The organism is Lysinibacillus sp. FSL W8-0992 (assembly GCF_038008685.1).
GTDB lineage: Bacteria > Bacillota > Bacilli > Bacillales_A > Planococcaceae > Lysinibacillus.
Genome location: NZ_JBBOZQ010000001.1, coordinates 220,413 through 233,441, shown reverse-complemented (window position 1 = coordinate 233,441; position 13,029 = coordinate 220,413). Strand labels below are relative to the sequence as shown.

Here is a 13,029-nt window from a genome sequence, read left to right as displayed (position 1 = left end):
GGAATTGATGCTAGTCAATTCCTTTTCTAAAAAATAGAAAGGAGGAAGGTGCCATGTGGAAATATGTAGCAAGAAGAACTGTTGAAATGATACCGATTTTAATTGTCATTTCCGTATTAACATTTTTATTTATTCATTTCATACCAGGTGACCCTGCGCGATTAGTAGCTGGTAAGGATGCCACGCTAGAAGATGTTGAAAATGTACGACATGAGATGGGTCTAGATAAACCCATTCTTAAACAATATGTAGATTATATGAAAAATCTTGTGACGGGTGAGCTTGGAACATCTTTAACAACAGGACTACCTGTCATTGATATGTTTAAAACAAGGTTTATGCCTTCTCTGCAACTTACTTTCCTTTCCATGTTTTGGGCTACATTGATGGGTTTGGCGATTGGTGTTTTTTCTGCCATCAATAAAAACAAATGGCCTGATTATTTTGGAATGGTAACGGCTGTATCGGGCATTTCGATTCCAGGTTTTTGGCTGGGCTTATTATTGATTCAATTATTTTCAGTGCAACTAGGGTTATTTCCGACAGGTGGATTAGATGGCTTTTCTAGTTATATTTTACCTTCCTTAACTTTAGGGGCTGGCATTATGTCAATGATTGCTAGATTTACTCGATCTTCTATGCTTGAAACGTTACAAGCAGATTATATAAGAACAGGGAGAGCAAAGGGATTGAAAGAGCGCTCCGTTATTGTGACACATGCTTTAAGAAATTCCTTGATTTCGGTGGTAACAGTGGCAGGCTTGCAATTTGGATTTCTATTAGGAGGATCGGTGGTAGTCGAGACCGTATTTAGTTTTCCAGGAATGGGACGACTTTTAATCGATTCTATCGCATTTCGAGATTATCCCGTTATTCAATCAGCACTGCTGTTATTTGCATTAGAATTTATTTTAGTGAATTTAGCCGTAGATGTGCTTTATACAGTGTTAAATCCAAAAATTCAATTAGATTCTTAAGGGAGGGAATAACATGACTTCACCAACTGCTGTGCAAAATAGCGAAGTGCAAAATACACAAAGAAAATACTCTCCTCTTAAAGAATTTTGGAAGTCTTTTAAAAAACAAAAGGCTGCATTAGTAGCAAGTATCTTTATAGGATTGTTAATTGTAGTCGCTATGATTGGTCCTTATATCGCGCCGTACGATCCTTTCGAACCAAATTATGATGCTTTATTAGAGGGACCAAGTGCAAGTCATTTGGCAGGAACGGACGAGTATGGTCGAGATATTTTTAGTCGTCTAATAGTAGGAGCAAAAATATCCTTGATGGTGAGTTTTAGTGCCGTATTTTTAGGCTTAATACTAGGCACAATTTTAGGTTTAATTAGCGGTTACTTTGGTGGATGGATTGACAAATTGATTATGCGTAGTTGTGATGTATTATTTTCATTCCCTGATTTATTGTTAGCCATTGCCATTGTAGCCTTATTAGGTCCTGGTATTAATAATGTCATTATTGCTGTGATGATTTTTAGTGTACCCTCTTTTGCCCGTTTAGTAAGAGGCGCTACATTGAATGCGAAAGAGAATGTATACGTAGAGGCAGCTCAATCAATGGGAGCTTCGCATGTTAGAGTGCTGTGGAAACATATTTTCCCTGAAACGATGAATGAATTAATCATTTTTGTCACAATGCGAATAGGAACAGCCATTTTAGCAGCTTCTGGTTTAAGTTTTTTAGGCTTAGGTGCCAGCCCTGAAATGCCTGAGTGGGGGGTAATGCTAAGTAGCGGGCGTGACTATTTAGGAACATCTTCACACGTCGTCATCATGCCAGGCATTGCTATATTTTTAACCGTACTAGCATTTAACTTAATAGGTGATGGATTACGAGATGTATTAGATCCAAAAATAAAAAATAATTAAGGAGAATGCCTATGTCAGAACATGTATTGCAAGTAACTGACTTAGAAACGTCCTTTACACGTGATAAAAAGGAAATCAAGATTTTAAGGGGTGTCAATTTTTCCATCCGTAAAGGAGAAATATTAGGCTTAGTGGGAGAATCGGGTAGTGGGAAAAGCTTAACATCGTTATCCATTATGCAATTATTCCATGGTACTACAGGCAAAATTGTTAATGGCTCTATACATTTTAATGGACATGACTTGACGAAAATGTCCGAATCAGAAATTCGGAAGATTCGTGGCAAGCAAATGGCGATGATTTTTCAAGAGCCTATGACATCTTTAAATCCTGTCTTAAAAATTGGCAAGCAGTTAATGGAAGCAATTGAGATGCATTTGAAGCTGCCAAAGAACGAAAGTAAGCATCATGCAATCCAAATGTTAAAAAGTGTAGGTATAGGAAGAGCCGAGGAAATCATTTATGAATATCCACATCAGCTATCAGGAGGAATGCGCCAGCGAGTAATGATTGCTATGGCTATGGCCTGTCATCCTAAATTACTCATTGCTGACGAACCAACCACTGCGCTTGATGTCACGATACAAGCCCAAATTTTAGAGCTAATGAAAAAGCTAAAGGAAGAAAATGAGACAGCTATTTTATTAATCACACATGATTTAGGTGTTGTTGCTGAAATGTGCGATAAGGTAGTTGTAATGTATGCAGGGCAGGTTGTAGAGGAAGCAGATGTCTTTGAGTTATTTGCTAGCCCAAAGCATCCTTATACAAAAGGTTTAATTGCATCTGTACCGAAAATTGGTGATAACAAAGAAATATTAGATTCCATCAATGGTCAAGTGCCATCCCCGCAAAATATGCCAAATGGTTGTAAATTTGCTCCACGATGTAATGAAGCAATGTCCATATGCCATCAGGAGAGTCCACCGACAGTGGAAATTTCAGCTACACGGCAATGTAGCTGCTGGCTATACGCGAAAAAGGATGTGAAAGTAAATGCCTAACACGATTTTAAAAGTGGAGAATCTAAAAAAAAGCTTTCAAACAGCAGGTGGATTATTTCAAAAAAAGCAATTTGTTAACGCGGTCATAGATGTTTCCTTTGAAATAGAAGAAGGTACGACATTTAGTCTAGTTGGGGAAAGTGGTTGTGGAAAATCTACTACAGGCAGGTTAATCACTAGATTAATAGAACCAACAAATGGAAGTATTGTTGTAGGCGGGAAAGAAGTAGCTACTGCAAAGCAATCCGAATTAAAGCATTTAAGGCAAACTGTTCAAATGATTTTTCAAGATCCATATGCCTCATTGAATCCAAGAATGAAGGTAAAGGAGCTTGTTGGAGAGCCTTTAGAAATTCATTCAAAACTTTCAAAAGCTGAGCGTGAAAAACTAGTTCTTGAAATGCTTGAAGTCGTTGGATTAAATGCTGAACATGCCGACCGCTATGCACATGAGTTTAGTGGTGGACAAAGACAGCGTTTAGGTATTGCACGCGCATTAATAACAAAACCAAAAATAATTATTGCTGATGAACCTGTGTCGGCGCTGGATGTATCTATACAATCGCAAATTTTAAATCTATTAAAGCAATTGCAGCAAGAATATAAAATATCTTTTCTTTTTATTTCTCACGATTTAAGTGTTGTAGAACATATTAGCCATTATATAGGTGTTATGTATTTAGGGTCCATTGTAGAAATTGGGCGAAAAGAAACTATATTTAATGAACCTAAGCATCCTTATACACAAGCACTCATTGCTTCCGTGCCGATAGCAGACCCAACATTACGAAAAAAGAAAATCGTTTTAACTGGTGATATTCCGAATCCTAAAAACCCGCCAAGTGGTTGTACCTTCCACACAAGGTGTCCCCTTGCATCAGATATATGTAAGCAAGCTATTCCTGAAATGAAAAAAATTAACGAAGAGCAAAGTGTTGCATGTCACTTTGTCAACTAATAGAGAGGGTGTTCATAAATGAAAATAGGGTTAAGCACATACAGTATGGTCAAAAAAATGAGGCAGGGGGAAATGAATGTTCTGGATGTTTTGCAATGGGTGGCAGACAACGGAGGACAGCATGTAGAATTAGTGCCTTATGAATTTACTGTTGTAGATAACTATGAACTTGCAACACAAATTAAAGAAAAAGCAGCGGAGCTAGGACTAGCGTTATCAGCCTACTCATTACCAGCAAACTTTATTCAGGATACGGAGGAAGCTTTTCTAGAAGAAGTTGAGCGCTTAAAGAAACATGTTGATGTAGTACATCATATGGGCATTAACATTATGCGCCATGACGTTACACTTTTTACTTTACCAAAGGAGCTAACAACTATTCATTATTACAATGAGCATTTTGAAGAAATGGTTAGAGGTTGTCAGTTGATTGCAGATTACGCAAAACAATTTGATATTACGACAACGATTGAAAATCACGGCTTTAATGTGCAAACAAGTGATCGTGTACAACAATTAATTCATGCGGTAAACAGAGATAACTTTAAAACAACTTTAGATATCGGAAATTTTTTATGTATTGATGAACAACCTTTAATTGGTGTGATGAAAAACATTCCATATGCTGCTACAGTGCATTTCAAAGATTTTTATATTCGACCTTACTATGAAAATCCAGGAGAGGGCGAATGGTACCGTACAGTTCATAACAATTACATCAGAGGAGCTATTGTCGGACATGGCGATATAAATATTCGAGAAATTATTAAGCTCGTAAAAGGCAGTGGATATGATGGCTATATTACAGTGGAATTTGAAGGCATGGAAGATTGTCAAGTTGGTTCAAAAATAGGGATGGATAATGTACGTCGCTTATGGGACGAATGCAAGCTCTAAAGGGGGAAGAATATGAATAAATTAAAAGTTTGTGTAATCGGTACAGGTTCTATTTCCGATTATCATTTAGGCTCGTATATGAAAAATCCTGCGGTTGAGTTATATGGCGTGTATGATGCCTCTATTGAACGAGGCAAGGCAAAAGCAGCTCAATTTGGCGCAACTCATGTTTTTTCTTCTAAGGAAGCGTTATTCGCAGACAAAAATATAGATGCAGTAAGTATTAGTACATGGAATAATACGCATGCCGAATTGGCAATTCTTGCATTAGAAAATGACTTACATGTGCTGATTGAAAAGCCTTTATCCATGACCTATGCGGAGGCTTTAAACATTCAAAAGATTGCCCAAAAGCATCAGAAAGTATTTCAAGTGGGCTATGTTAGACGGTTTGCAACAAATACTAAAGTGCTGAAAAGCTTCATCGACGATAACAAACTAGGCGATATTTATTATGCGAAAGCTTCATGTCTAAGAAGATTAGGTAATCCAGGGGGCTGGTTTGCAGAAATAGATAAGTCTGGTGGCGGCCCTTTAATTGATTTAGGAGTACATGTGATTGATATTTGCTGGTATTTAATGGGTAGACCAAAGGTGAAACGTATAACAGGTCATACGTACAATCAATTAGGAAATAGAAATAATGTTGAAAATTTATCCTTTTATAAGGCAGCAGACTATGATGCTACTAAAAATACAGTAGAAGACTTAGCAAATGCCCTTATTACATTTGAGAATGGCGCGTCGTTAATGGTAGACGTTTCCTATACACTACATGCTATTAAAGATGAAATCAGTATTAAGTTATACGGCACGAACGGTGGAGCAGAGCTAGAGCCTGAGTTAAAAATTGTCAGTGAAGAGCATAATACGATTTTAAATATTCATCCTCAAATTAACGATTTAACATTTGATTTTGCGAAAGCCTTTCAAAATGAAATCAATTCATTTGTTGACTGCTGCCTTCATCAATATGATTCAGTTGCACCGGTGGAGGATGGCGTAGAAATTATGAAAATTTTAGAGGGCATTTATATATCTGCAACTGAAGGAAAGGAAGTTGTTTATTAAATGGTGAAATTGGACAATAAAATCGGTGTGATAGTAGATAGCTTTCGTTTGCCTATTCGTGAAGGTTTATTAAAAGCGAAAGAAGTTGGTGCACAAGGAGTACAAATGTATGCAGTTTCAGGTGAGTTGGACCCAGATAATTTAAATGCTGCACAAAGAGCAGAATTGAAGCAGTACATTTCAGAGTTAGGTCTAGAAATCTCCGCATTATGTGGAGATTTAGGAGGACATGGCTTTCAAGATAAAACAGAAAATATTTGGAAAATAAAAAAATCGAAAGAAATTATGCAATTAGCCAAGGATTTGGGAACATCCATTGTTACAACCCATATTGGTATTATTCCTGAAGATGAAAATGATCCAATTTATCAAACAATGCTGGAAGCCTGTGAAGAATTAGGCCAATATGCTACGTCATTAGATGCGTACTTTGCGATTGAAACGGGTCCAGAAACGAGTAAAACATTAAAGGGGTTTTTAGATAAACTATCGACAAATGGTGTATCGGTTAATTTTGATCCTGCCAATATGGTAATGGTAACGAGTGATGACCCTGTAGCTGGCGTTAAACTTTTAAAGAATTATATCGTACATACACATGTAAAAGATGGTATTCAACTGCAGCCAACAAACCCCAAAGATGTGTATGGGTACTTAGGATACGATTCTGGAACATCTCATGATAAAATAGAAGAAATGGTGGAAAATGGAGAGTTTTTTAGAGAACTTCCATTAGGACAAGGAGATGTCCATTTCGAGCTTTATTTTTTAGCTTTGCAGGAAATCGGCTACAATGGCTATTTAACTATTGAACGAGAAGTGAGATTAAATCCTGAAAAAGACATCAAAGAAGCTGTTCATTTTATAGAAAAGTTTAAATAGGGGTTGAATCGATTTTGAAAAAGCAAGATCAAGTTCAGATGCGAAAGCAAAATAAATATATTGTGCTTGACGCAATAAGACAGATGGCGCCAATTTCAAGAATTCAATTATCAAAATATACAAAAATGAGTCCTACGACCATTACTCGTATTGTGCAGGAACTAGAAGCGGAAGGCTTTATTCAAGAAGGGGTATCGGAAGAAACAGCCATTGGTAGACGTCCTACGTTAATTCATATGCGTGAAGATGCTTTATATACTATCGGGATAGAAATTGATTGCTTTACTATTCGGATAGGTATATTAGATTTCTTAGGGAAGCTGATTGCCTTTCAGGAAGTCAAATGTAGCATTAGGCATCATTATGAAGAAGCTTTACATCTACTGAAACAGTCTATCGATAATATCATGACGGAATATCAGATTGTTCAAGATAAATTACTAGGCATTGGGATAGGAATTCCAGGAGTAATCAACAACGAGGAAGGAATAGTCGTTTCCTCTGAGCAATTGAAGTGGGAAAACTGCCACATAAAAGAAGATTTAAATTGTATTTTTGGTTGTGAAGTCATCGTAGATAATGAATTAAAAATGCAAATAAATGCTGAAATTGGTGATATTTATACACCAATGTATTCAAATTGTATTTTAGTCGGAATTGGAACGGGCATAGGTGCATCTATATTATTAAATGGAGAAGTCTATCGTGGCATTCAAAATAAAGCGGGAGAAATAAGCCATATCACGATTAATCCCTTTGGTGAAATATGTCATTGTGGTAAAAGAGGATGCTTATCCATGTATGTTTCTGAAGTAGCGTTGTTAAAAAGAACGCCTAAAAATCTTAATATTCAATCAATAGAAGAGGTTTTGCATTGTGTTGATCATGGTGAGCAATGGGCAATTGATATTCAACAAGATGTAGCTACATTTTTAGCTATTGCCATCAATAATCTAGTTTGTTTATATGAACCGGAGGCTGTCATAGTCAGTGGAGAGATTATTGAGCATAATGTAACATTTCAAAAACTACTTAGTGAAAAGTGTAGACAGTATATATGGAAGGAATTACAACCCTTTGATTTGCAGTTTTCAAATCAATTAAAAGAAGGGGTTGTTAAAGGAGCGGCATTACAAGCACAAAAGCAGTTGCTGTCTGTTTAAAGAAAGGTTGGTTCATTCGTGGCTTACTCAGAATTTTTAAAAGAGTATCGTTCAGGATTAATGGAAAATGTGCATTATGGACAAATGAGTGCTGTGAATCTAACGAAGGAAGAATTCGTCTCTGTAGGTCAAGATTATGAGCCTGTGTATTTTCGTTCTGCAGCAAAACCATTTCAAGCCATTCCCATTTTTATGACCGATTTTATAGAAAAGTACGGGATTACTTCAAAAGAAACTGCATTATTTCTGGCTTCTCAAAGAGGTGAAATTTATCATCAAGAGGCGTTAGTCTCTTTGTTAGAAAAAATACCTATTAATGAAAATGAGTTAATTTGTGCTGCATCCTATCCATTAAATGAGGAACCTAAAACACAGTATATTCAACAGGGCTTTGAAAAGAGAAAACTATTTCATAATTGTGCGGGCAAGCATTTAGGATTTTTAACTGCCTGTCTAGCAAATGGCTATGATGTTAAGCAATATTGCCATCCAGATCATCCACTGCAGCAGATGATAAAAAAATACATTGCTTATTTAAGTGAATATGATGTGGAGAAAATTCATACAGGGATTGATGGCTGTGGTGCGCCAGTCTTTGCGATTCCGCTAAAAAATATGGCATTAGCCTATTTAAAGCTAGCACGACCAGAATTAATTGATGATCAACAGATTCGTGAAGCAGTAATAAAGCTTACTGAAGTAATGAATCAACATAATCAGATCATTGCATCTCAAAACTTTATTTGTACGGCATTATTGAAGGATATTAATATTGTGGCGAAGGGCGGGGCACAGGGCGTATACTGTTTTGCTCTAAGGAAAGAAGGGGTAAGTTTCGCTTTGAAAATTATGAATGGCTCAGAAAGTCCATGGCCAAATGTAATTGCTTCTGTATTGGAACAAATTCAATATACAAATAGAGAAACAATTGAGCGTATTAAAGCGTTGTCACCTTCATCTGTGCGTAATGACGCAGGGGTTGAGGTAGGAGAAATTGTTTCTACAATTAAAATTGTATAGAGGTGAAGGCACTTGTATGTTTTGGCAATTGACGGTGGTGGAACAAAAACAATTGCAACAATCTCAACATGTCGTGGCCAAATTTTGGCGCTAGCAGAAACGGGTAAAAGTAACCCCACATCCATGAGCATGGAGCAATTTACAGAGACGATAACAGAACTAATAAATGATTTAAAAAGACAGGGACTTCACGAATTTCAACATATTACAAAGTGCCATGCGGGTCTATCGGGAGTAACAGAAAATAATAATGAGAAAATTACCCGTGAATTATTATCCTCGCTTTTACCTAAAGACTGTCAACTATCACTATCGAATGATGGGGTGAACGCGTTATATGCGGGAACATTGGGCCAGCCTGGCATTGTACAGATTTCTGGTACAGGTGCGATTACACTCAGTATAGATTCGTCTGGAAAAATTGAGCGTACAGCAGGATGGGGTTATATTTTTGATGATGAGGGCAGTGGCTATGATATTGGCATTCGCACATTAAAAGCGGTATTTAAAGCATTTGATAAAAGAGGTCCTGAAACGCTCCTAACAGCAGCAGTATTAGAATATTTTCAATTACAATCCGTTCCGCAGATAATTGAAGTAGTGTATGGTGAAGGACATCCACGTGATACAATATCCCCTCTAAGTAAGATAGCAATCGAATGCGCTAAACGTGGTGATGGAGAAGCCAAAACAATTATTGATCAAGTATGCCATGTTTTTTATCAAAGTATAGATGCTTGTTATAAAAAAAATTCGTTTGCAAATAAGCGTGTCAAAGTAGTGCTAGCTGGAGGAGTTTTTAACGAGTTGAGGCTATTTATTGAAAAATTAGTCGCAATTGATAAAAAGAATAGTAATCAGTATGACTTCATGGGTGCCTATAGCTTACCAGTGGGCGGTGCCGCTTTAGCTGCATTAAAATTATCTAATAATGAAGCTAAAATTTTTATCGATCAATATAATGCAAGTATGAAAAAGTTTTTAACTAATTAATCCCCCTTTAACTTAGCAAGTAGAGAATGGTATGTACTAATCTCTACTTGCATTTTGTTAATCCCCTACTTTAAACATATATCCCTTATAAGAGTTATGGATAATCATGACGATACCCATCAACATGAAATTTGAAAGTAGTGAGCTCCCTCCATAGCTTAGAAACGGTAACGTTACTCCTGTTACAGGTAAAAGTCCAATCGTCATACCAATATTTTGCGTAATTTGAAATGCTAATAAACTGGAGATGCCTGCACCCATAAGTGTCATAAATGGATCCTTTGCTTGAACTGTAATTAGGACAATACGGTAAATAACAAAAAATAATAGCGCAATAACAAAAGCCCCTCCAATAAAACCTACTTCTTCAGCGATAGCAGAAAAAATGAAATCGGTATGCTTTTCTGGGACATAGACATTATTGTGTAAATAGCCTTTCCCAATGAACTCTCCTGAACCTATGGCCATAAAGCCTTGTCTAGTCTGAAAAGATGAATCAGTATATTCATAAGGTTGTAGCCACCCATAAATACGAGAAACCTGATGCCCAGATAATTTACTTAATAGTTTTTCTGTAAAAAAATCATTAAACTTTATATAAAGAGTGGCAATAACAGTCACAATTGAAACTGGGATGGCTGTAAAGATTACGAGTAACTTAGTTTGAATGCCTGAGAAGTAAATCATCGGTATAATCATCGCCATGTATAACATAACCATGCCTGTATCAGGTTGCTTATAGACAGCAAGTGTCGGTGGAAGAGTAATAATGCCAATCGTAAATAGTAGGCGCATATCTGATAGAAAGGAAGGGCGTACATATTTTGCTTGATGGGCGACAATGACTTTACTGACAACAATTAAAAATGCAAATTTCAAAAACTCTGATGGCTGAAATGATCCTAATAGTGGAACTTGGTACCAAGATTTCGCCTCATTTATCGTTCGAGCGATGCTCTCTGGAGCAATAAATAAGCCAAATGTGAGGGCTACGATCATCCAATAAAATGGCCAGCCTATTTTTTTAAGTTGCTCAATATCAAGTGTTGCAACGCCGTACATAATTAAAAATCCAAGACTAAAATAAATAAATTGCTTTACAATAAACAAGCTTGCATACTGTTCAAATGCGATACTGCTAGAATGTACGAAAAGACAACTAATAATTCCTAGCAATAATAGACTAATTGCTAAACTATTATCTAATTTTTTTAGCTGCAACAGTTTCACCTCCTTTCGTTTTTGGAAAAACCAACTAGTAATAGGGAACGAATGGAATTAAAGAAGGTTCCGTAAGAGCATATGATAATTTCTTCAGATTTCTAGAAAATTTTACAAAAACATAACACTGGCTTTATATCTCCATACTATGATTAATGGTAAGAGTTGGAGAAGGAGCCGAAGATGATGCAATTTTTTCGTTATATTAAGGTAAAAGATAAGCTGCTTGTACTCATGATTGTTTGTGTACTATCAAATATCCTAATCGGTATATTTAGTGTAGATTATTTACGGAAAATGTCGTGGCATGCAAGTGAGAGTTATACCGAGGGGCTTGTACCAATTGGATGGCTAAATGAGTTAGAAGAAGCACAAAGACAATTGGATTTTTTAGTGGATTCCAGTGGTGATTACCAAGAGATGACGGCTATTCTAAATAATATTGAACAGCCTTTAGGTCATTTAGAAAAATTAACGATTGATAAAAAGATGAATCATCAGGTAAAGAAGTATAATACAATATTCACGCAGCAGGTAGAGTTAGTTGAAAACTATCAGCAGTTAAATTCGGAAGAACGTCAGCAATTTTATGAGCTGTCCTATTTCCCTGTAAGCCAACAAAGCCATTCAATTTTAGAAGAAACACAGAGCTACTTAGTGCAAAGAGCAGAGGAACAGCAGCAGGCTTACCAAAAGGATGTACAATTTGGTTATTGGTTATTAGGTAGCGTCTGTATGTTTGTGGTACTATTAGTTATTTTCATTGGTTTAGTTGCAACGAAAGCAGTCAATGTACCAACTCGGCAATTAAAATCACTATTAAAACGAGCGGAACAAGGAGATTTTACAGCCAATGCGAGCTATGTGGCACATGATGAGCTAGGGGAAGTTATACTGTCTTATAATCAGATGGCAACAGAAGTAAAGCAATTACTACATACGGTTACAAATAGTGCGCAAGAAGTAGAAGGTATGACAGAAAATTTGCAACAATCCTCTGAGCAATCTTCTACAACTACGCTTAAAATTGCCAAAGATGTGCAAAATATTGCGGAGTTAACTACTGCGTCAACTACTAAATTAGCGTCCAATTCAGCTTCATTAGAAGAAGTACTAAATGGTGTACAGATTATATTAGAAAAGGTGCAGCTTGTAGAGAGTTTTGCACATGACACTGCACACGAAGCAGAGAGTGGTACAGAAATTGTGCAGGCAAACTTAACACAAATTCAAGCTATTAAACAAGCGGTAGAAAAATCAAATACAGCTATTTTTAATTTAGTTGAACGTGCCGCTACAATTGATCAAATGGTTGAAGTAATTGAAAAAATAACAGCACAAACAAATTTACTTGCTTTGAATGCTTCCATCGAAGCTGCTAGAGCTGGCACGCATGGACAAGGGTTTGCAGTCGTTGCGAATGAGGTGCGCAAGCTAGCGGAGCAAACAGTTCATTCAACTAATACGATTACGTCTATTGTGCAAAACATCCATACAGATTCTCACTATGCTGTTAAGATGATGGAAGGTGTATTAATTGCTACCGAGAAGGGTGTAAATGTAACTTCAGAAACAGCAACAAGCTTCAATCAAATATTAGAAAAAGTGAATAATATCCAGCCTTATATAGTTGAGGTATCGTCGACAGTTCAAGAAATAGCTGAGCATACGAAAAAGGTTAACGAAGATGCCGTCATGTTAACATCTCTTTCAGATACGAATGCTGCCTCGACCAAACATGTGGCTAAGTTAACTGCAGATCAATTAAATGCACAGCAACAATTTCATAATTATATAAAAGAATTACGAAAAGTTTCAAAGGTATTGCAAATTGCTGTGAAACGCTTTTCAATTTAATGAAAAAATAAGAATTAAGAACCTCTTGACATTAAAAGGTCAAAGAGGTTCTTTTATTATGTAAAAAAATAGATAA

The 13,029-nt window shown here is 36.5% G+C and carries 12 protein-coding genes; 11 read left to right on the top strand and 1 reads right to left on the bottom strand.

All coding sequences use genetic code 11. From position 1 onward, the window contains the following. The first annotated feature begins 53 nt into the window (after positions 1–53). The 10 genes from nikB to NSQ74_RS00905 are packed head-to-tail and all read left to right on the top strand — an operon-like array spanning position 54 to position 9,875. Complete coding sequence (gene nikB / locus NSQ74_RS00950) at positions 54–977, top strand: nickel ABC transporter permease (protein ID WP_340821069.1); 924 nt, start codon at positions 54–56, stop codon at positions 975–977. Between the two features lie 13 nt (positions 978–990). Next, positions 991–1,887, top strand: coding sequence for an ABC transporter permease (locus NSQ74_RS00945; protein WP_340821068.1), 897 nt, complete (start codon positions 991–993; stop codon positions 1,885–1,887). An 11-nt stretch (positions 1,888–1,898) separates the two neighbouring features. Next, entirely contained in the window at positions 1,899–2,891 is a 993-nt protein-coding gene (locus NSQ74_RS00940) for an ABC transporter ATP-binding protein (RefSeq protein WP_340821067.1), read from the top strand. Continuing rightward, entirely contained in the window at positions 2,884–3,849 is a 966-nt protein-coding gene (locus NSQ74_RS00935; protein WP_340821066.1) for an ABC transporter ATP-binding protein, read from the top strand. The genes NSQ74_RS00940 and NSQ74_RS00935 overlap by 8 nt, the downstream gene beginning before the upstream one ends. Before the next feature lie 18 nt (positions 3,850–3,867). After that, positions 3,868–4,746 carry a sugar phosphate isomerase/epimerase family protein gene (locus NSQ74_RS00930; RefSeq protein ID WP_340821065.1) on the top strand — a complete coding sequence of 293 codons (879 nt, stop codon included), beginning with the start codon at positions 3,868–3,870 and terminating at the stop codon, positions 4,744–4,746. Between the two features lie 12 nt (positions 4,747–4,758). Next, complete coding sequence (locus NSQ74_RS00925; RefSeq protein WP_340821064.1) at positions 4,759–5,817, top strand: Gfo/Idh/MocA family protein; 1,059 nt, start codon at positions 4,759–4,761, stop codon at positions 5,815–5,817. Further along, positions 5,818–6,699 carry a sugar phosphate isomerase/epimerase family protein gene (locus NSQ74_RS00920; protein ID WP_340821063.1) on the top strand — a complete coding sequence of 294 codons (882 nt, stop codon included), beginning with the start codon at positions 5,818–5,820 and terminating at the stop codon, positions 6,697–6,699. It abuts the gene before it with no gap. 14 nt (positions 6,700–6,713) lie between these two features. Beyond that, positions 6,714–7,862, top strand: a complete 1,149-nt coding sequence (locus NSQ74_RS00915) for an ROK family transcriptional regulator (RefSeq protein ID WP_340821062.1) — start codon at positions 6,714–6,716, stop codon at positions 7,860–7,862. An 18-nt stretch (positions 7,863–7,880) separates the two neighbouring features. Beyond that, positions 7,881–8,882, top strand: a complete 1,002-nt coding sequence (locus NSQ74_RS00910) for an asparaginase (RefSeq protein ID WP_340821061.1) — start codon at positions 7,881–7,883, stop codon at positions 8,880–8,882. Positions 8,883–8,894: 12 nt separating this feature from the next. Beyond that, on the top strand, positions 8,895–9,875 hold the full coding sequence (locus tag NSQ74_RS00905; protein ID WP_340821060.1) for an N-acetylglucosamine kinase: 981 nt from the start codon (positions 8,895–8,897) through the stop codon (positions 9,873–9,875). Positions 9,876–9,932: 57 nt separating this feature from the next. Here NSQ74_RS00905 and NSQ74_RS00900 read toward each other — a convergent pair whose 3' ends face one another. Next, on the bottom strand, positions 9,933–11,105 hold the full coding sequence (locus NSQ74_RS00900; protein ID WP_340821059.1) for an FtsW/RodA/SpoVE family cell cycle protein: 1,173 nt from the start codon (positions 11,103–11,105) through the stop codon (positions 9,933–9,935). 174 nt (positions 11,106–11,279) lie between these two features. On the opposite strand from NSQ74_RS00900, the gene NSQ74_RS00895 reads away from it, so the two are divergent. Next, the gene (locus NSQ74_RS00895) at positions 11,280–12,953 is read left to right on the top strand and encodes a HAMP domain-containing methyl-accepting chemotaxis protein (RefSeq protein WP_340821058.1); all 1,674 of its coding nucleotides are present in this window, start codon (positions 11,280–11,282) and stop codon (positions 12,951–12,953) included. Positions 12,954–13,029: the final 76 nt, after the last annotated feature.

Bases quoted from the DNA above. Each gene is read 5' to 3' on its own strand.
- NSQ74_RS00925 (WP_340821064.1), top strand. From the start codon at position 4,759: ATGAATAAATTAAAAGTTTGTGTAATCGGTACAGGTTCTATTTCCGAT.
- nikB (WP_340821069.1), top strand. From the start codon at position 54: ATGTGGAAATATGTAGCAAGAAGAACTGTTGAAATGATACCGATTTTA.
- NSQ74_RS00940 (WP_340821067.1), top strand. From the start codon at position 1,899: ATGTCAGAACATGTATTGCAAGTAACTGACTTAGAAACGTCCTTTACA.
- NSQ74_RS00945 (WP_340821068.1), top strand. From the start codon at position 991: ATGACTTCACCAACTGCTGTGCAAAATAGCGAAGTGCAAAATACACAA.
- NSQ74_RS00930 (WP_340821065.1), top strand. From the start codon at position 3,868: ATGAAAATAGGGTTAAGCACATACAGTATGGTCAAAAAAATGAGGCAG.
- NSQ74_RS00920 (WP_340821063.1), top strand. From the start codon at position 5,818: ATGGTGAAATTGGACAATAAAATCGGTGTGATAGTAGATAGCTTTCGT.
- NSQ74_RS00935 (WP_340821066.1), top strand. From the start codon at position 2,884: ATGCCTAACACGATTTTAAAAGTGGAGAATCTAAAAAAAAGCTTTCAA.
- NSQ74_RS00895 (WP_340821058.1), top strand. From the start codon at position 11,280: ATGATGCAATTTTTTCGTTATATTAAGGTAAAAGATAAGCTGCTTGTA.